The sequence below is a fragment of the Sphingomonas sp. YR710 genome (genome assembly GCF_900101455.1).
GTDB lineage: Bacteria > Pseudomonadota > Alphaproteobacteria > Sphingomonadales > Sphingomonadaceae > Rhizorhabdus.
Window position 1 is genome coordinate 37166 of record NZ_FMZJ01000011.1, and the last position, 23088, is coordinate 60253.

The window sequence follows — 23088 nt, forward strand, 5'->3', positions numbered from 1 at the left end:
ACGGCGCTGTTGGATCAAGTTTATAGAGCATCGACGGGATGGACGGTTTTTCTACACCCCGGCGCTGGCAGGATCGCTGCCCGCAGGCGGAGCACGCAGCATAATTCACTGCGTGCTCCGGATCCTCATCTGCGGCCGGTCAGCCTGAACATCAGCGCCGATATCGCCGGAAGCACGAGGAGGGTGAGGGCGGTCGACGTGATCAGCCCGCCGATCACCACGGTCGCCAGCGGACGTTGCACCTCGCTGCCGGTTCCGGTCGCCAGCGCCATCGGCACGAAGCCGAGGCTGGCGACCAGCGCGGTCATCAGCACCGGCCGCACGCGCTCCATCGCGCCGGCCGCGATCGACGCATCGATCGCTTCGCCATCATCGATCCGCTTGCGGATCGCGCCCATCATGACCAGCCCGTTGAGCACGGCCACCCCCGACAAGGCGATGAACCCGACGGCGGCCGTGATCGAGAACGGGATACCGCGCAGCAAAAGCGCGAACACACCACCGGCGAGCGCCATCGGCACCGCGCTGAACACGATTAGCGCCGGAATCGCCCCGCCCAATGCCATGTAGAGCAAGGCGAAGATCAGCACGAAGCAGATCGGCACGACGATCAGCAGGCGCATGCGGGCGGACCGCAGGCTTTCGAACGTGCCGCCCCATTCGGCGTACATCCCCGTCGGCAGCGTCATCCTGCCGATCTTTGCCTGCGCCTCATTGACGAAGCCGCCGAGATCGCGATCGCGCACATTCGCCTGGACGACCACCATCCGCTTGCCATTCTCGCGACTGATCTGGTTGAGGCCTTCGGTATAATGGAACCGCGCCACTGCGCGCAGCGGGATCGAGCGCGATGGCTCGCCCCCGGCGGCGGGCAGCATCACCGGGATCGCGCCCAGCGTCTCGATATCGTCGCGCTGGACGTCGGGCAGGCGAACGACCACGTCGAAGCGGCGATCCCCTTCATACAGCATGCCGGCGTCGCGCCCGCTGAGTGCGGCTGCAACCGTGTTCGCGATCTCCTCGACCGACAGGCCGTACCGGCCCGCAGCCTGCCGATCGATCTGGATATCGAATGTCGGCGCGCCCGAAGTCTGTTCGGTCTGCACATCGGCGGCACCGGGCACCGTCCGCAGTGCGGCGGCGATCCGTCCCGCGGTTTCGCTCATGTTGTCGAGATCGTCGCCATAGAGCTTCACCGCCACGTCCGAACGCACGCCCGCGATCAGCTCGTTGAAGCGCATCTGGATCGGTTGCTGGATTTCGGTGCGGTTGCCGATCAGCGGCTTCATCTTCGCTTCGATGCGGCGCAATATATCCGCCTTGCTGCGAACCTCCTTCGGCCATTCGCTTTCGGGCTTGGGGATGACATAGGTGTCCGACGCATTTGGCGGCATCGGATCGGTGCCAAGATCGGCATTGCCGTTCTTCGAAAACACCATGGCGACTTCGGGGAGCGATTTCAGGGCGTCCTCGATGCGGAGCTGCATCTGGGTTGACTGATCGATCGAGGCCGATGGGATGCGGAAATTGGTGACCGTGATGTCCTTCTCGTCGAGCTGGGGCATGAACTCCTCGCCCAGCGCGCCGAAGAGAAGCGCGGCCGCCAGGAACACGCCGGCGCCGGCCGCCACGAACGGCAGCGGCCGGCGGATCGCCTTCGCCAGCAGCGGGGCATATCGCTGCTTGAACCAGCGGATCGGCCTGACCTCGGTTTCGCTGACCTTCCCGGTGATGAAGAGCGCCGTCATTGCCGGCACGAAGGTCAGCGACAGGATGAAGGCACTGGCAAGCGCGATCATCAATGTGATGGCCATCGGCGCGAAAGTCTTGCCTTCGACACCCTGGAAAGTGAGCAGCGGCACGAACACCAGGAAGATGATCGCCTGGCCATAGACCGTGGGCTTCACCATTTCCTGCGCGGCGTGGGTGGTTTCCTCCATGCGCTCGGCGTGGGTTAGCAACCGGCCCTCATGTTCCTGCCGTTCGGCCAGCCGCCGAAGCGCATTTTCGACGATGATGACCGCACCATCGACGATCAGGCCGAAGTCGAGCGCGCCGAGGCTCATCAGATTGCCCGATACGCGCAGCCCGTTCATCCCTGCCGCAGTCATCAGCATCGTGATCGGGATCACCGCCGCCGTGATCAGCGCGGCCCGGATATTGCCGAGCAGCAGAAACAAGATGACGATGACGAGCAGCGCGCCTTCAGTCAGGTTCTTCTCGACCGTGGCGATGGTGGCGTTGACCAGCTTCGAACGGTTGTACACCGGCTCGGCAACCACATCCGGCGGCAGCGTCCGATTGACCTCGACGAGCTTGTCGGCCACCCGATTGGCGACGACCCGGCTGTTTTCGCCCGTGAGCATCAGAATCGTCGAGATGACGGCTTCGGCGCCGCCGCGGCTGCCCGATCCGGTGCGGACGGCGCCGCCGATCACGACCTGCCCGACATCGCGGACGCGTACCGGCGCACCGGCGCGAGTGGCGACCACCGCATCCTCGATATCGGCGATCGACTTCAGCCGGGCATCGGCGCGGACGAGAAAACTCTCGCCCGCCCGGCGGATATAGTTGGATCCGGCCGACAGGTTCGCCCGTTCCAGCGCATCGGCGAGTTCGGTGATCGAAAGCCCATAAGCGGCAAGCGCGCCAAGGTTCGGCTCGATCACATATTGCTTCACATAGCCGCCGTTGGAATCGACGCCGGCAACGCCGGGCACCGAACGCATCTGCGGCCGGATGACCCAATCCTGCACGGTCCGCAGATAGGCGGCCTTGGCAAGTTCGGTGGTCAGCCGTTCGCCTTCGGGGGTGAGGTAGCTGCCGTCGGTCTGCCAGCCAGGCTGGCCCTGGCGTGGCTGCGCGCCCTTGCCGTCCGGGTGCCGGAAGGCGACCGAATACATGAAGATCTCGCCCAGCCCCGTGGCCAGCGGCCCGAGCCGTGGCTGGACCCCGGCGGGCAGGGTGTCGCTCGCCTGCGCCAGTCGTTCGGCGACCTGCTGCCGCGCGAAATAGATGTTGGTCGAGTCCTTGAAGACCGCCGTCACCTGGCTGAAGCCGTTGCGAGTGATCGAGCGGGTCATTTCGAGCCCTGATATGCCGGCAAGAGCGGTTTCGACCGGAAAGGTGACCTGCTTTTCCATGTCGACCGGGCCGAGGGTCGGCACGAACGCGCTGATCTGGACCTGGCGATTGGTCACGTCCGGAACCGCGTCGATCGGCAATTTTGTGGCCTGCCACCCGCCAAAGGCGATGATGAGGAGTGTCAGGAAGGCGATCAGCCAGCGACCGCGCACCGACAGCCCAAGGATGCGCGCGATCATTCCGCCGCCTCCTTACCGAGTTCGGCCTTGAGCAGGAAGGCATTGCCTGTCGCGATCGGCGTTCCCGCCGTCAGCCCGGAGCTTATCGCGACGAGCCCGCCGCCGCGGCTGCCGGTCTGGACCGGTTGCGCCTTGAAGCCCGTTCGCGTGCGGACGAACACGACGACCCGGTCGCCGAGCGTCTGCACCGCGTCCTGCGGGACCATCACACCGTCGGCGATCGCGCCGCCGCTCGCGAAGATGCGCGCCTGAACGAGTTGGCCGGGCGCGATCAGGTCGCTCCCAACCGGCATGATGAGGATGGTCGCCTGCCGCGTCTGCGGATCGACGACGCCGGTGGCCGAGCGAACGCGGCCTTCGATCTGCCGCCCGTCGACCGCGATCAGCTCCACCCGGTCGCTCGGCCGCACGCGTGTGGCGTCGTTCGAAGGTACGCTGGCCTCGATCTGAATGCGGCGCGGATCGGCGACACGGAACAGCTCGGTTTCCGCCTGTACGAAGGCACCAAGGCTGGCGGAGGCCGACGTGATCCGTCCGGAAACGGGGCTGACGACGGCGACAGATCGCCCGTCGCGCGCGACGCGGGCGGCGCTGGCCGCAGCATTCGCCCTGCGCGCTTCCGCCTGCGCTACCGCGAGATTGGCCTCGGCGCTATCGTAGTCGGCACGCGGCGACACGCCCTGTGCCAATAATTGCCGCTCGCGGGCAAGCTGTCGGCTCGCCAGCGTCACCCGCGCCGAGGCGGCACCGCGATCGGCGGCGATTGCCGAGGCGTCGCGGCTCTCGACGAAAGCGATCGTCTCACCGGCGCGAACCGTGTCGCCGATCCGTTTGAAGATGCGCGTGACCGTGCCCGGCGCGCGCGCGGTCAGCACCGCCAGCGCGTCCGGGGTCGCCTCGGCGGTGGCGCTGGCAACGATGATGGCGTCAACGGCGCCGGATCCCGCGGGCGCGACAGTGATGTCGGATGTCCTGATGCCATCGTTCGAAATTGCGATCGCATCGGTGGAGACTGGCGTCTCCTGTGTGGCTTCGGCGGCTGGTGCGGATGGCGCTGTCATACGGGCGGTGGTGAAGCCGGCAAATGCCGCCAGAATGAGCGCCAGTGCGGCGCCGGCAAATAGCTTCTGCTTGTCGGGAGTCATTGGATCGGATCTCCGAAAATGGTGCGCCCCTGAAGGCGGGCGAGCCGGGCCTGGGCTTCGAAGCGGGCGGTGCGGGCATCGAGAACCGTGCCGCGTGCGAGCCCGAGGCCGTGGCGGGCGGCAAGCAACTCGATCAACGGCGCCTTGCCGGCCTCATAGGCTATGCGCGCCAGGCGATAGGTTTCTTCGGCCGTTGCCTGGGCCGTATCAGCGGCCGCGACCCGCTTGTCGACCGCAGCGAGTTCGGCCTTGATGGCCTGCGATTCGGCGCGCGCATCGTTCTTCGCCATTGCAGCCCGTGCGTCTGCCGCCTGCACTTCGGCACGGGAGGCGGCGATATTGCCGCGATTGCGATCGAAGATATTCAGCGGGATCGATATGCCGCCCACCACCGCATTCGCCTTTTCAAATTCGAGGCGGCGCATGCCGATGCTGGCGGTAACATTGGGGATCGCGTGTTTGCGTTCGACGACGAGGCGCCGTTCGGCCGCATCCCGATCCGCGAGCGCCGCGAGATAGGCGGTGCTGGTCGCGGGATCGACGGGGCCGATCGTTGGCGCACGGGCAGGGCGGTCGAGCAGCGATTCGGAAAGCCCGCTATACGGCTCTTCGACCCCGGCCAGTGCCGATAGCCGTGCGAGCGCGGCGATTCGCGCGGCATTGGCAGTCTCGAGATCGGCGCTCGCCGCGTTCAGCGACGATTCGGCCTGCAGCGCGCGCAGCCGTGCCTCCTTGCCCGCATCGACCAGCGCCCGGGCGGCACCCAGATCGTTCTGGCCTTCCTCGACCTCGTCCTCGGCCAGTGCCACCCGCCGGTCGGCTATTTCGGCGGCGGCGTAAGCGCGGGCGAGATCATAAGCGAAGCCGATCCGGGAATCCCGATCGCGAACACGCGCGGCGGTGACGCCGGCCTCGCCCGCGGCGATCCGCGCCGAACGCTTGCCGCCGATCTCGATCGGCTGGCTATATTGCCATGTCGTCTCGGCGCGATCGAACCCGCGATAGGGCTGGGAGCCGGCGACATTCTCGGTCTGCACGCTGACCGTCGGGTTGGGCCGTGCGCGCGCCTGTTCGGAAAGGCCCTCGGCCCGTCTTATCTCGGCTTCGCTCACCGCGAGCCGCGGCGCATTGGCGGCCTGCCGCAGCAGCGCGGCGAAAGGCGGCGCGACACCCGCATGCGCGGTTGCGCACAGGCTCACGACGCACGTCGCGGCCATCATGCCGGACAGCGCGCGACGCGGCAGCCGGCCCGTTGAGGCTATCATAGTTTTTTCCCCTGAAAGGCTGAAATGAGGGCGCGCGGAGGCGCGCGGCATTCAGCCCCGAGGGGGGCGCAGGATCGAAGGCGGCGCGAGCGACCCGTGGAATTGGGTTTGCGCGGGCATCCAGCCCGATGTCACCGGCGCGATCGCCATGACAATGACCGGCGACGTCGGAGGGATGACGGTATGGAGAACCGCATGCGCCGCCACATGCATCAGATCGGCGAGATCCGGCTGATGATCGGGCGTAGGCGCATGATGGACATCGACGCTGGCGGGATGATCGGCATCATGAACGTGCGGCGCCGCATCGTGCCAGGTCGCCAGCGCCAGCATTCCGAACAATGCCAGAATCGCCAGCAGCGCCGAAAAGCGCATGCGCGCGCTTTCCCGTGGGGGGCGCGAACCGGTCGACAATGTCGTCATGCCCTCAAGCCTATAGCGGACAGGCCGGGATCACAAGGACTGTCGGATCGCACAGCCGCGATCATTGCCGCGGCCAATGATGATGGAGGTCGTCGATCACGAACGGATGAGCGGCGGATGCGCCATGATCTTCGCGCAAATGGGGGTGATCGGACGCAAGATCCGCATGATCATGCGCAACCGTATCGGGATCATGAGCAGGCCAGACGCAAAGCGCTGTCGTCGTGCCGATCAATGCGATCACCGCCATCGCGCCAAACGCTGCGGCCTGCCCCGCGCCTGAACCCAATTGCCCGACAAGCGGGTAGCAGATCAGCCAGCAGCCATGGCTGAGCGCGAACTGGGCGGCGAACAGGGCCGGGCGATCGTCGGCATTGGCAGAGCGCCTGAGCAGCCGGCCGGACGGCGTCACGCTCATCGAATACGCGATGCCGAGGATGAACCAGCCCGCCAGCAGGGTGTGCCAATAGCCGGCCCCCTGTTCAACAAAGGCCGTCAGGATGGCGAGCAGCGCCAGGCTGATCGTCATCGCCACGGCCGCGCCGATCATGATCGTGCGGTCGGCGAGGCGGTCGAGGATATGCGGCAGGTTGAGCGCGGCCAGAATCGATCCGGCCCCGAACGCCGCGAGGGTGAACGCGACGTCGCGCTGCGACAGACCCAGATTGCCGCGCACGATCACGACGGTGTTGACGATCACCATCGAACTCGCCGCCGCCGACGCGAGGGTTAGCGCGAGCAGGCCGCGCAGCCGCGGCGTCTTGAGATAGATTCGTGTGCCGCGCGTCGTCCTGGCGTAGATCCCGTCCTGGCGCGGCGCCGACGCTGCGGCGCGCGGCAGGACGGTCGAAATGACCAGCAGGGCCGAGCCGAGGAAGCCGATCGCGGTGCCCGAGAACAGCCAGTGGAAATTGATGACGGTCAGCAGCCCCGCCGCGAGGATCGGGCTGGTGAGGCTTTCCATGTCATAAGCGAGTCGCGAGAGCGAGAGCGCGCGCGTATAATCGCGTTCTTCGGGCAGCACGTCGGGAATGGTCGCCTGGAAGGTGGGGGTGAAGGCAGCCGACGCCGATTGCAGGACGAAGATCAGCACGTAGATCTGCCAGATCTGGTCGACGATCGGCAGGCAGATCGCGACAGCCATGCGGACAAGATCCATGCAGACCAGGAAGGCGCGCCGCGGCAGCCGGTCGGCAAAGGCGCCGACGATCGGCGCTACGCCGATATAGGCAACCATCTTGATCGCCAAAGCCGTCCCCAGCACCGCGCCCGCACTGCCGCCGGCGATATCAAACGCCAGCAGGCCGAGCGCGACCGTTGCCAGCCCGGTGCCGATCAGGGCGATGACCTGGGCCAGAAACAGATGGCGATAGGTCCGGTTGGCGAGAACGGAAAGCACGGAGGGCGGTGTCCTGTCAGGCTCGACGATATCCCCCATGGAGGATATGCCGCAGCTTGAAATATCCCCCCTGGGAGGATATGTAAACCCCATCGAAGAACGGACGGGATGGTGGTGGATGACCGAGCACAGGCATGAAAGCCATCCCGCGATCGTCAAGCGGCTGAACCGTGCCGGCGGGCATCTGCGCAGCATCGTCGACATGATCGAGGCCGGCCGGCCCTGCCTCGACGTTGTGCAGCAGCTCCAGGCCGTCGAAAAGGCGGTGGTCAACGCCAAAAAGGCGCTAATCAACGATCATATCGACCATTGCCTGGTGCATGCCAAAGACGATGGCGGGGTCGAACTGGCTGTCGAGGAGTTTCGCGCGATTTCCAAATATCTCTAACGACGGGTTCCTCTTGGGATTCAACCTCGCAGATGGGCCAATTTGTGCGGATTGCGCACGATGTAGATCGCGGCGATCCGGTCTCCCTCGATGTGAAGCGACAGCACCTGGTCCAACACGTCTCCGAGATAGCTCACCACGCCGAGCGCGCCGTTGATCATGCGCGGCTGATGCCGCAGCACCGGCCCGCGTCCGGCGAACTTGCGCATTGATCCGACAAAATAGCGGGCGATCCGATCGGCGCCGAGGATCGGGTTCAGCGCTGTCAGCTTGAACCCGCCACCGTCGGACAACAATATCGCATCCTCGCGCAGCACCGCCATCAGCGCCGCGACATCGCCATTTGATACCGCCGACGCGAACGACGCCAGCAGCGCGCCTTGTTGCTCGATGGGGACAGGCGTCGCGGGGCGGTGCGCCTTTACGGCCCGCCGCGCGCGTGACGCAAGCTGCCGGCACGAAGGCTCGCTCCTGTCCAGGACCGCCGCGATCTCGGCAAAGCCGACATCGAAGATGTCGTGCAGCAGGAATGCCGCACGCTCGGGCGGAGACAATCGCTCCAGCACCAGCATCAAGGCGAAGGACAGGTCCTCCGCCAGCTCCAGCGCTGTGTGGGGTGACATCGCCTCGGCATCGAGAATGGGTTCGGGCAGCCACGGCCCGATATAGGTCTCGCGGCGGACTTGTGCGCTCTTCAGCCGGTCGATGCACAGTCGGGTGACCGTTGTGACCAGATAGGCCTCGGGGTTGGCGATGCCCGCCGCGTCGCGGATCCTGAGATAGGCATCCTGCAGCACATCGTCCGCATCGGCGCGGCTGCCGAGCATGCGATAAGCGAGCCCCAGCAGCCGGCCGCGAAACGGGGCGATCGGGTCTTGCCCTGCATTCATGTGGTCGGTCCGGTCGGTGCAAGCTGTTCCGCACCCACGCGGACCCGGTGGCACGTCTCCGCAAAGCCCAGGCCCAGTTTGAGCATGGGATACAGGCGGCTGCCCTGGGTCGCCATCGTCAGGTCCACTACACCCCCGTCCCCCCAGCAGTCCCGCACCGCCTCGCGCAGTTCGCCGAGATTGGCCGATCGGGTCAGGATAGATCGGGCGAAGCGGTAGGCAAGCACCACGTCTTCCGGCATCGGCGCCGTGTCGGCGGCAAGGATCGCCCGAATGATGGCATCCGTCATACCCGCAGCCCGGGCCTGATCGACCGCGATCTGAACGCAGGGCCCGCAATCTTCGAAGGCAAGGCTGGTCAGGCGCGCGGCGTGGCTGGCGGCGATGGGAACGACCTCGCGATGCCGCGACAGCGCGGTGGCCTTGAGGAATTTGTGAAAGCCGCGCGGCGAAGCGGCCTGGAGCGCCCGCAGATAGCGCATATCGCTGTTGAGATGGCGCTCCATCGCGTCGATCATCCGGCGGGCGAGAAAGCCGATCATGCGGTCGCCTCCCCGCGCGGCCACGCCAGCGCGAGACCGAGGAAGGCCGGGATGGCAACGGCGATGGCCACCGGCGCCTCGGCGGTTGCCCCCATCGCCAGATGCGAAAGGTGGAACAGCGCATGGAACCGCCCCAGCCCGCCGCGCAACAATCGAAACACCATCCGCAATCCTCCCATCTTGGCATCAGCATGCAAGACGAGACGAGGGCATGAAATGTGACGGCGTTTTTGTGCTGACCGGCCATTCGCTGCTCGCCGGAGAGCCGCCTGTCAGCAGCACCTATATCGGTTCGCCGCACGGTGGGCTCGAATTACCGGCTTCGATAACGGTCTTGGCGAGGGTGTTCATGTGCCAGACAGGTCAATCTGAACAGGCTGGCGCCGTAGGGGCAGTTCAGAGGAGACGCATATGCATGTCATTTCTAAGAGGGTTGGAGTCAGCTTCCTGCTTGCCACGCTTGCCATACCTGCAGGGAGTTTGTCTGCTCAGCCGCAGAACCCGTCCGACAGCGGTATCATCGTAAATGGCGTGCCCGCGGAGGCGCCGGTGATGACCGCGGGGCCTGAGATCAAAGGCGTCATCTCCGCGCGCAATGGCGACAAGATGAAAGTCACGACTGCCGACGGCACCAGCAGTATCATTGCGATCAACGACGCTACGCGGATCAAGGCCGGAGGGGGCTTGTTCGGCGGCAATCGCGGCAAGCTTGGCGCAGACTCGCTGCTCAACGGATTGCCGGTTGCCGTCAAAACATTGCAACCGGCCGACGGACAATCGGGCGGTGGCCTGGTGGCGAGCCAGATCACGTTTCGGAACAACGATCTCAAGACCGCGGCCATGATCCGTAACGGGACTGCCCAGCGCTTTGATGAGCAGACCGCGGCAACGGAGGCGCTGCGCGGCCGCATGGGCGATATCGACAAATATAATATCAAGGGCACGACGAACGTGCACTTCGATACCGGCAAGGCGGACCTCTCCGCCGAGGACAAGGCCAATCTCTGCACCACGGCAACCTCAGCCGAGGGGATGGGGAACGCGCTGATCCTGGTTGTCGGCTATACGGATTCGACTGGAAGCGACGATTTCAATCAACAGCTCAGCGAAAAGCGAGCCAGTCACGTCATCAATTATCTTCAGCAGGCCTGCGGCTGGAAACCCTATCGCATGCTTACCCCGACCGGGATGGCCAAAGCGGACCCGTTGGCGAGCAATGACACGCCCGAAGGCAAGGCCCAGAATCGCCGCGTTGCGGTGAACGTCCTGGTCAGCAAGAGCGTGGACGGCCTGTAAGTTGCACGAGGGTGCGTGCTTCGCACTCCCGATATGGCTCCAAGCGGAGATCTCAAGGAATCTCCGCATTCGGGCCGGGAGCGGACAGTCCACTCCCGGCCTGACGTCCTATGCGCTGTCGCTTCAGACCCGGTCGCACGTCACCACGGCCTCGCGCAGTTCATAGCCCTGCGTCGACAGGCTCCAGCCGACTTTCGGGGGCGTCACAAGCTTGAATCCGGGCACGCGCAACAAGCGGTCGAGAAAGAAGCGCGTTTCGTGAAGCGCGACCTGCGAACCCGGGCAGCGATGTGGCCCGTCGCCGAAGCTCATCCAGGAGCCCGCAATCTTTTGCCGCTTCGCCCTGTCGGGATCGAGTTGATACGGGCATTCGCCGACGATCGAAGGATCGGCATTGACGCCCCTGATGTCGATGGCGACGAGCTGGCCTTCCTTGATCGTCCCTTCCGCCGTTTCGGGAACGTCGGCGACGGGGCGGCGATAGAGATAACCGGCAATCGGTTCGATCCGAAGGATTTCCTCTATGATCGCGAACTGCTCTTCCTCACTGCCGTTGAGGAAGCGTTCCATGAGCTCGGGGTGGTCCCAGAGCTGCCAGACTGCCATGACCATGAATTCGCGGGTGGTGGAAACTCCCGCGCCGGCATAGGTCATGATCTCGATCAGCATGCCCTTTTTCGAATAATTATTCTGGATCATGTAGGACATGACATCGTCGCGCGGATTGTCCTTCCGTGCCGCGATGGCAGGGGCGATGTCCTTCTTGAAGAGTTCCATCACGCGCCACGCCTTGATCGCGGTATGATACCAGCCGAACAGCTTGTCGTGGGTGAAGCGATACCAGCGGCGCTTGTCGAAGCTGTTGTGGCTGCCCATGATCGTCTTGATGCGCTGGGTCAGCGCCTTGTTATCGCTGTTGGTAAGCCCGACGATCTCCATCGTTACGTCGGATGCCAATTCCAGGCTCATCTCGTCGACGACGGCGGAGCCCTTCGCCTGGAATTCCGCAACGAGGCGATCCATCGTCGCCTTCATCAGCGGATGATAACGGCTGACGATGGCTTTCGGCGCGAAATAGCCCGCGACCGACGCGCGCCGGCGTTTGTGCAGTTCGCCGTCGAGAAAGAAGAAGGAAATTTCCGCCGGGTTATCGAACACGATCGAATCGGCGTCGCCGGCTGCCTGGCGCATCTCGGGCGAGCGCATGACATCACGCGCGAAGCGGAAGTTCTCGGTCACCCGGGAGTTCGGAAAAACGGGCAGCCCCGCTTTGACCGTGTCGGCGGTCTTTCGGTCATCGCGCCCGGCATGAACCGGGCAGACGGCACTCGCAGCAGCATTATTGCTCATGATGTCATTTCCTTTGTGAAGCTCAGGCTTAGCGGCGCACCGCCAATACTACATTTGTCTCAAATCGACCCCACGCTGCTGACAAACCGTGATCGTCTCGTCTGCCGATGATTCCGGGACGAAAAAGCCATCGGTCGTTTCCAGCCGGGCGATCCGCTCCGCCAGATCTTCGGGGCTCGGCGTGCTGCCCTGTTCCGAAAGCCAGCCTTCGGCGTAGCCAGTGAACACCCTGGAATAACGCCCCGCGCACGCGGCGACCGCGCGATGCGTCAGCGTACATTCGCGGCTTCCGAGATAGATTACGAGCGGGGTGACCAGTTCCGGCCGGATCGCATCGTAGAACGCCTGCCGGCCGGGTGGAATGGGGCCTCCCGTCTCCTGGTCGGTCACCATGCGCGAGAAGCCGCTCGGTAGCACCGCGTTCGATCGGATGCCGTAATTGGCGCCCTCCAGCGCCACGACGTTGGACAGGCCGAGAAGCCCGGCCTTGGCCGCGGCATAGCTCGATACGCCTGGAGATCCGAACGCGCCGAATATCGAGGATGCAAACACGAACCGTCCGTAACCTTGCCGCTTCATGATGCGGAACGCAGGCTGGCTGACATAGAAGCCGCCGTCCAGATGGACGTTGAGCGTCTTGCGCCAGGCCTCCGGGGTAACATCTTCGAAGGGCGTGAACTGGATGATGCCGGCATTGTTGACGACCACATCGACCCGGCCGAAATTGTCCATTGCCGCGTCGATGATGGCCTGTCCGCCCTCGGGCGTCGCGACGCTGTCGCAGGACGCGACCGCCTTGCCGCCGGCGGCTCTGATCTCCGCCACGACCTCATCGGCAACCGAGGCATCGGCGCCGTCGCCGCGGCTCGATGTGCCAAGATCATTGACGACGACACTGGCGCCTCGACGCGCGAACTCCAACGCATAGAGGCGACCCAGGCCTCTGCCGCTCCCGGTCACGACGACGACCTGATCTTCGAAACGTATCACCGCATGCTTCCCCGGAACTGGTGCTGATATTGTCTTCGTCGCCATCATGGCCGGCTCAGCTGGGGTCATCGTGCGGGCTCAGCATTTGCACATCCGTTCGATCAGCTTGAAACCCTTGTCGATCAGGACGCTGAAGTCTTCCGGCGCATCGCACGCGATCCACCGGGCGATCGCATTGCCGAACACGCCCAGCGCGGTACGGGCGACGAGCAGGCATTCCTCCGCGGAATCAGGATCGGTGGAAGCGCCGCGCCGTTCGAGGAGCGTCGCTCCGACCGCGTCCACCCACCCAACGCCAACACCATAAGCAAGACCGCGCAGAAAGGCAGATCGGCCCACAGCCTGTGCCGTTCGGATCGTGCGTTCGAGATCGATCTGCGGCACCCATTCCGCCTGGAGCGCCAGGCGTACTGCCTCGAGATCAACAACATCGGCGGGCAAGGCGCGAATTGCGGCGCACAGGCTGGGCAACTGCGAATCCTGATCGTTCAGGATGATATCTGCCTTGCTCCCAAAATAGCGGAAGAAGGTTGAGGCGGAAACGTCCGCCACGAAAGCGATCTGCTCGACGGTCGTTTCCTCATAGCCCTGGTTGGCAAAGAGGTTCAGCGCCACGTCCTGAATCGCCAAACGGGTGCGCGCTTTCTTGCGGGAGCGCATGTCGGAATTTTCATCCGCTGGGGGCGGATGGAAGGTGACTTGCAATGACATCATGGTTTCACTAGGAACCACACCATCACTTGGCAGTCAACTGCCAAAATTATTGCGCGCAGGGCATGTGATCGGGCACGTCGAATCGTGATCGAAAGGGAGAGGAATGGCAGAGTTCGAAATCCGGCATGTGCTCGATATCAAGGCTGAGCTTGGAGAGTCGCCGTCATGGTCTGTCGAGCAGCAGGCGCTGTTTTGGGTCGATATCGAGCGCAAGACCTTCAACCGCTTTGATCCGGCGACGGGCCGAAACGAAGACTGGCCGGTTCCGGCGATCCCCGGTTGTTTCAATTTCCGCGAGGGCGGGGGCGCCGTGCTGGCCTGCAGCGACGGATTTTATGATTTCGACTTCGCCGCGCGCAAATGCGAGAAGATCTGCGATGCGCCCTTCGATCCCGCCGAGTTCCGGTTCAATGATGGCAAGGCGGACCGCCAGGGGCGTCTGTGGGCCGGCAGCATCCGCTTCGCCTTCAAGATCGACGGGCCACCGGAAGGCGGGTTCTACCGCTATGAGGCGGGAACGGTGACGCGGGTGATACCGGACGTGATGGTGCCCAATGGCACCGCGTTCAGCCCGGACGGAAAGACCATGTACCGCTCCGATTGGCGGCCTGAAGGGCGGATCGTGCTGAAATATGATTATGATGCGATCACCGGTACGCCGACGAATGAACGGCTGTTCGCCGCCATGCCGGAAGGCTTCGGTATTCCCGATGGAGCGACGGTGGATAGCGATGGCTTCTACTGGGCTGCGGTTCCTTATGGCGACAAGGGAAGGGTGGCGCGGTTCACGCCCGATGGAAAGCTCGACCTTCATTTCGAAATGCCTGTTCTGGGGCCGACCATGGTCGCCTTCGGGGGCAAGGATATGTCCACGCTCTTCATCACCTCCTGCCGGCTGGAATCGCATATGGGCCTCCCCGTGTCTCCGTTGGGCGGCGATATCTTCGCTGTCGAAACCGGTTCGCGGGGTATCCCGGAAACCTTGTCAGCCAGGGCCTGATCGCTCGCGGCCGGACCCTGGACTAAGAGTCAATTACTGACCAAAACACTACAATTGACCCGATTGCGCGCCGCTCTGGCGACACGACCGGGCATGGCGCGGCGGCGTCACACTGCGGTGCCGACCAGCAGCCCGATGCCGGCGGTGAGCGCCATCGCCAGCGCGCCCCAGAACGTGACGCGCAGCGTTGCGGCCCACACCGGAGCTCCGCCTGCACGTGCCCCGACGCCGCCAAGCAGCGCAAGAAACAGGAGCGACGCAACCGCTTCGACCAGTACCAGCCGCGTCGCGGGCGCGAAGATCACGATCGCCAGCGGGAGGGCCGCGCCAGTCGTGAAAGTTGCGGCGGAGGTGAGTGCGGCCTGGATCGGCCGTGCGGTCGTTATCTCGGAAATGCCGAGTTCGTCATGGGCGTGGGCGGCGAGCGCATCCTTCGCCATCAACTGGCGTGCCACGGCGTCGGCAGTTACCCGATCGACGCCGCGCTTTATGTAGATGCCCGCCAGTTCGTTCACCTCGGCATCGATGTTGCCCGCCAGTTCAGCCCGCTCGCGCGCGAGATCGGCCTGTTCGGTATCCGATTGCGAGCTGACCGAGACATATTCGCCGGCCGCCATCGACATGGCTCCGGCGACCAGCCCGGCAGCCCCCGCCACCAGTATGTCTCCCGGTTTCGCGGCCGCCGCCGCGACGCCGATGATCAGGCTGGCGGTCGAGACGATCCCGTCATTCGCGCCGAGCACGGCCGCGCGAAGCCAGCCGATCCGCGAGACGAGATGGTGTTCGGGATTGCGGTGAAGCCTAGTCATCGTGCTCTTCGCCCTTCGGGGCCTCGCCGCCGCCTCGTTCGCCGCCTCGACATGCGCTGCGGGGATGAAGGCTACGGGACCGACCACCTTCGCTCCATAGGTAGTTCCCCCATCGCGATCGCGAGCGAGCGGACAGATGTGCCCCGCCAAGGCGCTCATTCGCTTGGTTGCGGCGCTTCTTCCGTCTTGTGAGGTGCTATTTTCGGTGGCCGCGCGGGCAGGTCCGCCAGGGTGAGCTGCCCGTGATGTTCGAAATCGAGGGCACGGAAGCGAAAGGTCGCGGCGCGCTGGAATTCGACACGGCTCACCCCGCGATTGAAATCGGCATCTGCTGAAGCGACCGGTTCGGGGAGATCGAGCATGCCATAATGGGCCGCGCCCACGGCGCCGCTAAAGGCAGAGGGGCCGCCGAAGCCGTTACCTGCGCCAATTTCGGGTGCGATCTTGTTTTCGTAGCGGTCCAGCTCATCGGGATCGATCTCGCCGTCATGATTTGTGTCGAGCGTGTTGAAGAAGCGATCGGCGTCGGCCCGGAACTCGGCCAGGCTCAGCTTGCCGTCGTGATCAGTGTCCGCGCCGTTGAACCATGCCGCGATCAGGGCTGCGCGGCCGGCGTCGCCGCGAAACGGTTCGCCCATAGGGCTGATGAACAAATGCTCGGCGGCATGGCTGACGCCAGGCTCGCGGGCTGCGGCCGCGGAAAAAGCCGTCACCGAAAGCAGGATGACAAGTGGAAGATTATTGGGCTTCATGAGCATCGATTCCATCAGCGCGATAGCGATGGTGTAGGCCGCCCTCCGATGATGCACCAGACCGTGATGTGGGTGACCATGAGATGCGCCAGCTGGCAGGCTGCCAATGCGCGCGAATGGCGAGCCACCCTGAGACACGTGCCCTACAGAATGAAATCGTGATCCGTCAGGTGGATATCGCCCGCCATTTTCACCATGAAGTCGGCCACGCCATCGCCGTTCGTGTCGCCATAGACGGTGGTGATCAGTCCGGTGCTGTCGAAGCGCAATTCGCCGGCATGATGATCGAAGGCGGCCGAGCCGATGAAGCTGTACGCCTGATGATCGACCGCGAGCGGATCGGCGTCGAATGCCGAAAAGTCGAGATGGTCGCCTGCGGTTGACGAAAAATCGGTGATCGTGTCGGTCTTGCCGGCGATGGCGCTGAGATCCCCGGTCAGCAGGAAGCGGAAGATGTCGGCCCCGTCGCCGCCGGTCAGCGTGTCGGCCCCCGCGCCGCCGATCAGAACATCGTTGCCCGCCCCGCCGATCAGCTTGTCGTTGCCGCCAAGCCCGTTGAGGATGTCGTCGCCGCTGCCGCCGGTGATGATGTTGGCCAGGCTGTTGCCGGTGCCTTCGAACGACCCGAGCATCGTGCTCACCAGATTCTCGATATTGCCGTCCAGTGTGAAGCTGGCGAGGCTGGTCTTGATCGTGTCGGTGCCGCCATTGGCATCTTCGATCACGACATCACCGATATTGTCGACGATGAAGGTGTCGTTGCCCGCACCGCCGATCATCGTGTCCGCGCCCGCGCCGCCATCGAGCGTGTCGTTGCCGGTGCCACCGTCGAGCGTATCGTTGCCGAGGCCGCCCAGCAATTTGTCGTTGCCATCGAGGCCGTAGAAATGGTCGTCGCCCGCGCCGCCGGTGATCGTATTGCCAAGCGCATTGCCCGTTCCGGTGAATGCGGCGACGCCGGTTGCGACGAGATTCTCGATATTGTCGCCGAGAATATAGTCGGCGAGGCCGGTCTTGACGGTGTCCGTACCATCGCCGGCATTTTCCACGACGATATCGCCCGTATTATCGACGACGAACGTATCGTTGCCCGCGCCGCCGATCATCCGGTCGGCGCCGATGCCGCCATCCAGCGTGTCGTTGCCGACGCCGCCGTCCAGCACATCGTTGCCCGTGCCGCCGGTCAACCTGTCGTTGCCGTCCAGCCCCTGGAGCGTGTCATCGCCAGCGCTGCCGGTCATGTTGTTGCCGAGCGCATTGCCGGTGAAGGTGCCGCTGACGGTCGCGACGAGATTTTCGACATTGTCGGTCAGCGTGTAGCTGGCGATGCCGGCCTTCACCGTGTCGGTGCCGGCATTGGCGAGTTCGATCACCTGGTCGCCCGCATTGTCGACGATATAGGTGTCGTTCTCGGTGCCCCCCTCCATCCGGTCGGCGCCCGCGCCGCCGTCCAGCATATCGCCGCCGCCGCTGCCGATCAGCACGTCGTTGCCCGCACCGCCCACCAGCTTGTCATTGCCCAGACTGCCGACGAGATGATCGTCGCCACCGGTGCCGGTCAACGTGTCGTTGCCGCCCTGGCCCTGAAGGTCGGCCGCGGTATATTTGACGTTGGCGATGATCTTGTCGGCGAGGTCGGACGTCGTCACCGACGCGGTCGTGACATGGCCGGTCGCGGTCGCTCCAGACGCCGCGGTGGCGGTATAGTCGAAGCTGGCGGCACCCGTGCCCGCGGCGATGACGAGATTGCCGTCGACGAGGTCGACCGTCGCGCCCACGGCATTCGATACCGCGGTCACCGTCAGCGCCTCGCCGCCGGTTGCGCTGTCATTGGCCAGCAGCACCGATGCCGCGAGCGCGGACGGCTGGCCGGCTGTGACCAGCAAGCTGTCGGCCGCCGTGGAGACGGTGACGAGTACCGTATCGGTCGTCCCTTCGATCGCGAACGACAACTGGGCGGCCGAGGTCGCGCCATGCACGTCGGCGACATGATAGGTGAACAGCTCCTGCACCTGCTGGCCGTCGCTCAGCGCCTGCGTCGCCGCGCGGCTGTTGTCGAGCGCATAGCTGTAGCCGCCGTCGCTGTTGATGGTCAGCGTGCCATATTGGCCGTCGATTGTCGTCGCGCCGTTCACCGTGCTGAACGTGCCCGTGTCGGCTGGCGCGCCGGCGCGGGCGTCGGCCACGCGGATCGTCTCGCCGAGGCCGGCGGTTGCCAGATTGGCGTCGCTGTCGTTGGCCAGCACATTGCCCGATGCGGACGCGACACCCGTTACGCCGGCAGCGGCCTCGATCAGCGCCGAGCCCACATCGTCGGCCGCGACCGGGCCGACATTGACGATGTCCGCGATCGCAAAGGTGCCGTTGGCGAAGGTGACCTGCTCGATCGTGTCGAGCGTATCGGTGCCGTCGCCGCTTGGGCCATGATCGGTGATCGTCGTGATGTCGGCGGTGGTGCTCACGTCATAATTGGCCCACGCGCCGCCGAAGACCGCCGTATCGGTGCCGTCGCCGCCGTGCAGCACGTCATTGCCGGTGCCGCCTTCGAGCGTATCGTTGCCCAGGCCGCCGCTCAACACGTCGTTGCCGGCATTGCCCCACAGATGGTTGTTCTCGAACCCGCCCGTCAGCGTGTCGTTGCCGGCACCACCGGCCGCATCCTGGATATGGGTGGTGGTCGCCGCCGTCAGGCCGGTCGAGATCGCCGCGACGACATTGCTGCTGTCCGGCGTCAGGGTGACGACCGCGCCGCGGCCCAGCGTATCGACCAAGCCCTGATAGACCGCATTATACCCGTTCGCGATCGCGAAGATCGGGATGATGTTCGCGGCCGTCAGCGCCGACTGGAGCTGTGCGACCGTCGGATAGTCTTCCAGCGCGCCGTTGCCCGGGGTGAAGGCGTCGCCATTGTTCGGCGTGGTGATGCCGCCCAGGATGCCGTCGCCGGCCTGGTGGAAGGGGGCATCGGTGAACAGCACGACGAACTTGGCCGCGTCGGCGCGGAAGCCGATCTCGCTGGTGTGCAGCGCGACCTGCATCAGCGATTCGATCTGCGCCTCCGGCTCGTCATTGCCGAAGCGGATGGTGAGCGCGTTATAGGTGGCGGAAAGCGTGCTCACGCTGGCCGACAACGGCTGGGCCATCTGATAAACCCACTCGCCCGGCGCGCCGAACGGCGAGACCGGCTTGTCGACGAAGGTGGAGACGCCGAACATGCTGTCGGCCTGCACCGTCTGCAGCGCGGTCGTGATCGCAGGCACCAGCGCGCGCACGGTGGCGATATCGTCGCCGAACGATCCGGTCAGATCCTGCAGGAACTGGACGTCGAGCGGGGAGGCTACGGTGCCGCCGACCCCCAGGTCGCAGCTCTGGCCGCCGATCGTGCTGCCGCTGGCGCCCGAGAGATCGATCACGCTGTCGCCGCTGGCGTCGCTGGCATCGATCGTGTTGTGGCCGAGAAAGTCCTCGATATGCACCGATCCGCCCGAAATGACGTAGCGATCGTCGCCCGCGCCGCCGGACAGCGTATCTGTGCCGGCGTGCGAGATTAGGGTGTCGTTGCCGTCGCCGCCGATTTCGACATCGTCGCCGGCCCCGCCATCGATCACGTCGTTGCCGCTGCCGCCGGATATATGGTTCGCCCCGTCATTGCCGGTCGCATTGTGTGCGGTGCCGGTCAGCTTGATATTCTCGATATTGTCGGGGATCGCGGTGATGTCGATCGAACTGACCAGCGTATCGTTGCCGCCGCCTGCTGCCTCGACCACGACGTCGCCGATATTGTCGACATAATAAGTGTCGTTGCCGGTCCCGCCGACCATCGTGTCGGTGCCCGAGCCGCCATCGATGATGTCGTTGCCGTCACCGCCGTTCAGCGTCTGGTGACCGTCCGATCCGGTCAGCATATTGTCGAGCGCGTTGCCGGTGCCGACCGTGCCGCTGTCTGACAGTTCGAGATTCTCGACATTGTCGCCGAGCGTGATGTCGGTCGCGGCGACGATCGTGTCGGTGCCGCCGCCGGCCTGTTCGACGACCGTATCTGCGCCGTCGACGATATAGCGATCATCGCCGGCGCCGCCGACCAGCGTATCGGCACCTGCGCCGCCATCCAGCGTATCGGCCCCGCTGCCGCCGGTGATGATATTGTCGCCGTTATTGCCGGTACCGACATGCGCGGCGCCGCTCAGCGTAAGGTTTTCGACGCCATTGTCGGCCAGCATATAGTCGATCGATGCCACCACCGTATCGGTGCCGCCGCCGGGGGCCTCGACGATCGTGTCGCCGACATTATCGACTTTGTAGGTGTCGTCGCCCGCGCCGCCAATCATCGTGTCGGCGCCGGCGGCACCGTCGAGCGTGTCGTTGCCGGCGGTGCCGGTGATCTGGTTGTCGAGAGCATTGCCGGTGCCGCTATGAGCAGCTCCCGTGAGCGTGAGATTTTCGACATTGGCGGAGAGTGTATAGTCGACCGACGCCGTGACGCTGTCGGTGCCGCTGCCTGCCGCTTCGACGATGATATCGCTTGCATTGTCGACGGCGTAATTGTCGTTGCCTGCCCCGCCGATCAGCGTGTCGGCGCCCGCGCCGCCATCGAGCAGGTCGCTGCCGTTGCTGCCGGTGATGACGTTATTGAGCGCGTTGCCGGTGCCCATATGGGCACCGCCGACGAGTGTGAGGTTTTCGATATTCGCGCCGAGAGTATAGTCGATCGAACTGTTGACCGTATCCGTGCCGCCGCCGGCGGCTTCAACCACGACATCGCCGGCATTGTCGACCACATAGCTGTCATTGCCCGCTCCGCCGATCATCGTATCGGCGCCGGCCCCACCATCGAGCGTGTTCGCGAAACCGTTGCCGGTAAGGACATTGTCGAGCGCATTGCCAGTGCCGTTCGCCGCGGCGTCGGTCAGCGTGAGATTCTCGACATTGTCCGACAGCGCATAGGAGACGCTGGCCTGCACCGTGTCGGTGCCTTCGCCGGCCTGTTCGATCACCACGTCCCCGGCATTATCGGCAAGATAGGTGTCGTTGCCCGTACCACCGGCCATCGTGTCGGCTCCGGTGCCGCCGTCGATAACGTCATTGCCGGCGCCGGTGCTGATGATGTCGTCACCGCCCAGGGCGACGACCGTGTCCGCACCCGCTCCCACGATATGCGCGCCGCCACCGAAGCCGACGTCGATGACGTCATTGCCCTGCGTGCCGTAGATGTTCGCGTCCGGCTGCCAGCTGGTCGGTGCGGTCAGCACATAGACGCTTTCGCCGGCGCCTGGCGCGCCGATCATCAGGTCCGAGGTGCCATCGCCGTTGATATCGGGAACGATCGCGACGCTTGATCCGGTCAGGCTTCCGGCTGCGCCGACGATCTTCGCGCCGCCCATCCCCTGCGCGATTGCCGACAGATCGATGGTCCCGGTGCCCGTTCCGCCCCACACGACATAGACCGCCCCGGCGTCGGTTCCACCTTCGCCGTTATTGGGCGCGCCGATCACGATGTCGTTGATTCCGTCACGATTGAGGTCGACTCCGCCTGTCACTGTCATATTCGTCAGGTCGCCGCCATTTTCGGCGATGATCTTGTAGCCGCCGACGCCGAGCGCGACATTGCCGAGATCGACCGTGGTCGTATCGGCTTTGCCGAACACGACATAGGCGCCGTCGGAATTGGCCGCGCCGATCAGGATGTCGCTGCGTCCATCGCCGTTGAGATCGCCGACATTGGCCACCGCCGCGCCGGCGCCATCGCCGGCCACGCCCTTGATCACATAGCCGCCCGTACCATTGGCGACGTTGGTCAGGTCGACGGCTGTGCCGGTGGATTTGCCGAACACCACATAGACCGAGCCCGAATCGATGCCGCCGATCTGGCTGTGCTGCGCGCCGATCAGGATTTCCGATTTGCCATCGCCATTCTGGTCGCTGATCGTGGCGATGACATGCCCCGCGGCATCGCCGGCATTGTCGCCGATGATCTTGTAGCCGCCGGTACCGGCCGCGACGCTGCTGAGATTGACCGCGCTTGCGCTGCTCTTGCCGAACACGACATAGGCTGCGCCGGCATCGGCCCCGCCCGCGTCATTACCCGGTGCGCCGACGATCACGTCGGATTTGCCGTCGCCGTTCAGGTCCGCGATCGACAGCACGGTCGTCCCGGCCACGTCACCCGCATTTTCACCCTTGATGACATACCCCTTGCCGCCCGCGGTGAACGGATCGTTGAGATCGATGCCGCCGGCCGCTGCGGGGCTCCAGATCACGAAGGCCGCGCCGGCATCGACGACGGTACCGCGCTCCATGCCAGGCGCGCCGATCAGGATGTCGGCCCGCCCGTCACCGTTCAGATCGTTGGTGGTCGAGACAGAGGCACCAGCGCGATCACCGGCGTTGATACCGTCGATGATGATATCGGTCGTCGAACTGCCGAGCGTCGTCGTGCTGCCGCTGGCCGGAAGCCCGAGATGAATGAAGATGCGGCCCGCATCGACCGCCTTGTCGTCGTCGCCGGGGGCGCCGAAGATCAGATCAGGCAGCCCATCGCCATTGATATCCCTGATCGCCGAAATCCACGGTGCCGCAGGCGCGGCCGAGGTCGTGGCGGCGAAGTCGCCGGCGGCGTTCGGAAGGAACCGATAAGCCTGCCCGCTGGCCAGCGCACTTGCGAGGAAGACTTCGGTCTGGGGCACGGGCATTTCACTCTCCAGTTGGACGCAATATGATCGACGCCATGATGGCGCTCGGTTTGCGTCGGCAGACGCACACGGGGGAACAGATCGCCTGCCGACGATCGCGCTTGTTAGCCGCG

General features: G+C 64.7%; 17 protein-coding genes. 3 read left to right on the top strand and 14 right to left on the bottom strand.

Annotated features, from left to right (window positions below):
* Positions 1 to 125: 125 nt before the first annotated feature.
* The 5 genes from BLS13_RS13725 to BLS13_RS13745 form a co-directional block, all read right to left on the bottom strand.
* The gene (locus BLS13_RS13725; RefSeq protein WP_093452912.1) at positions 126 to 3323 is read right to left on the bottom strand and encodes an efflux RND transporter permease subunit; all 3198 of its coding nucleotides are present in this window, start codon (positions 3321 to 3323) and stop codon (positions 126 to 128) included.
* On the bottom strand, positions 3320 to 4468 hold the full coding sequence (locus BLS13_RS13730; RefSeq protein ID WP_093452914.1) for an efflux RND transporter periplasmic adaptor subunit: 1149 nt from the start codon (positions 4466 to 4468) through the stop codon (positions 3320 to 3322). The genes BLS13_RS13725 and BLS13_RS13730 overlap by 4 nt, the downstream gene beginning before the upstream one ends.
* Positions 4465 to 5733 carry a TolC family protein gene (locus BLS13_RS13735; protein WP_093452916.1) on the bottom strand — a complete coding sequence of 423 codons (1269 nt, stop codon included), beginning with the start codon at positions 5731 to 5733 and terminating at the stop codon, positions 4465 to 4467. Before BLS13_RS13735 ends, BLS13_RS13730 begins: the two co-directional genes overlap by 4 nt.
* Before the next feature lie 51 nt (positions 5734 to 5784).
* The gene (locus BLS13_RS13740; RefSeq protein ID WP_143011957.1) at positions 5785 to 6156 is read right to left on the bottom strand and encodes a hypothetical protein; all 372 of its coding nucleotides are present in this window, start codon (positions 6154 to 6156) and stop codon (positions 5785 to 5787) included.
* A 61-nt stretch (positions 6157 to 6217) separates the two neighbouring features.
* Positions 6218 to 7555 carry an MFS transporter gene (locus BLS13_RS13745; protein WP_093453072.1) on the bottom strand — a complete coding sequence of 446 codons (1338 nt, stop codon included), beginning with the start codon at positions 7553 to 7555 and terminating at the stop codon, positions 6218 to 6220.
* A 118-nt stretch (positions 7556 to 7673) separates the two neighbouring features.
* Between BLS13_RS13745 and BLS13_RS13750 the strand changes: the two genes are divergently transcribed.
* Entirely contained in the window at positions 7674 to 7943 is a 270-nt protein-coding gene (locus BLS13_RS13750) for a metal-sensing transcriptional repressor (protein WP_093453074.1), read from the top strand.
* Between the two features lie 20 nt (positions 7944 to 7963).
* Here BLS13_RS13750 and BLS13_RS13755 read toward each other — a convergent pair whose 3' ends face one another.
* The 3 genes from BLS13_RS13755 to BLS13_RS20725 are packed head-to-tail and all read right to left on the bottom strand — an operon-like array spanning position 7964 to position 9539.
* Positions 7964 to 8833, bottom strand: a complete 870-nt coding sequence (locus BLS13_RS13755; RefSeq protein ID WP_093452920.1) for a sigma-70 family RNA polymerase sigma factor — start codon at positions 8831 to 8833, stop codon at positions 7964 to 7966.
* Positions 8830 to 9375, bottom strand: coding sequence for a carboxymuconolactone decarboxylase family protein (locus tag BLS13_RS13760; protein ID WP_093452922.1), 546 nt, complete (start codon positions 9373 to 9375; stop codon positions 8830 to 8832). The genes BLS13_RS13755 and BLS13_RS13760 overlap by 4 nt, the downstream gene beginning before the upstream one ends.
* On the bottom strand, positions 9372 to 9539 hold the full coding sequence (locus BLS13_RS20725; protein ID WP_176943588.1) for a hypothetical protein: 168 nt from the start codon (positions 9537 to 9539) through the stop codon (positions 9372 to 9374). The genes BLS13_RS13760 and BLS13_RS20725 overlap by 4 nt, the downstream gene beginning before the upstream one ends.
* 247 nt (positions 9540 to 9786) lie before the next feature.
* Here BLS13_RS20725 and BLS13_RS13765 point away from each other — a divergent pair, with 247 nt between their 5' ends.
* Positions 9787 to 10671, top strand: a complete 885-nt coding sequence (locus BLS13_RS13765) for an OmpA family protein (RefSeq protein WP_093452924.1) — start codon at positions 9787 to 9789, stop codon at positions 10669 to 10671.
* A 123-nt stretch (positions 10672 to 10794) separates the two neighbouring features.
* Here the strand turns inward: BLS13_RS13765 and BLS13_RS13770 are convergent, their stop codons facing one another.
* The 3 genes from BLS13_RS13770 to BLS13_RS13780 form a co-directional block, all read right to left on the bottom strand.
* Positions 10795 to 12021, bottom strand: a complete 1227-nt coding sequence (locus BLS13_RS13770) for a cytochrome P450 (RefSeq protein ID WP_093452926.1) — start codon at positions 12019 to 12021, stop codon at positions 10795 to 10797.
* A gap of 48 nt (positions 12022 to 12069) precedes the next feature.
* On the bottom strand, positions 12070 to 13011 hold the full coding sequence (locus BLS13_RS13775) for an SDR family NAD(P)-dependent oxidoreductase (protein WP_093453076.1): 942 nt from the start codon (positions 13009 to 13011) through the stop codon (positions 12070 to 12072).
* A gap of 78 nt (positions 13012 to 13089) precedes the next feature.
* Positions 13090 to 13671: a TetR family transcriptional regulator gene (locus BLS13_RS13780; protein ID WP_176943589.1), complete on the bottom strand. Its 582-nt coding sequence runs from the start codon at positions 13669 to 13671 to the stop codon at positions 13090 to 13092.
* Positions 13672 to 13828: 157 nt separating this feature from the next.
* On the opposite strand from BLS13_RS13780, the gene BLS13_RS13785 reads away from it, so the two are divergent.
* The gene (locus BLS13_RS13785) at positions 13829 to 14725 is read left to right on the top strand and encodes an SMP-30/gluconolactonase/LRE family protein (RefSeq protein ID WP_093452929.1); all 897 of its coding nucleotides are present in this window, start codon (positions 13829 to 13831) and stop codon (positions 14723 to 14725) included.
* Between the two features lie 107 nt (positions 14726 to 14832).
* Here BLS13_RS13785 and BLS13_RS13790 read toward each other — a convergent pair whose 3' ends face one another.
* The 3 genes from BLS13_RS13790 to BLS13_RS21175 all read right to left on the bottom strand — a co-directional run bounded on the left by BLS13_RS13790 (position 14833) and on the right by BLS13_RS21175 (position 22975).
* A complete protein-coding gene (locus BLS13_RS13790) occupies positions 14833 to 15534 on the bottom strand; it encodes a VIT1/CCC1 transporter family protein (protein WP_093453078.1) in 702 nt (233 codons plus the stop codon).
* Positions 15535 to 15689: 155 nt separating this feature from the next.
* Positions 15690 to 16286, bottom strand: a complete 597-nt coding sequence (locus BLS13_RS13795; RefSeq protein WP_256325878.1) for an EF-hand domain-containing protein — start codon at positions 16284 to 16286, stop codon at positions 15690 to 15692.
* Between the two features lie 143 nt (positions 16287 to 16429).
* Positions 16430 to 22975 carry a VCBS domain-containing protein gene (locus tag BLS13_RS21175; protein ID WP_093452931.1) on the bottom strand — a complete coding sequence of 2182 codons (6546 nt, stop codon included), beginning with the start codon at positions 22973 to 22975 and terminating at the stop codon, positions 16430 to 16432.
* Positions 22976 to 23088 lie beyond the last annotated feature (113 nt).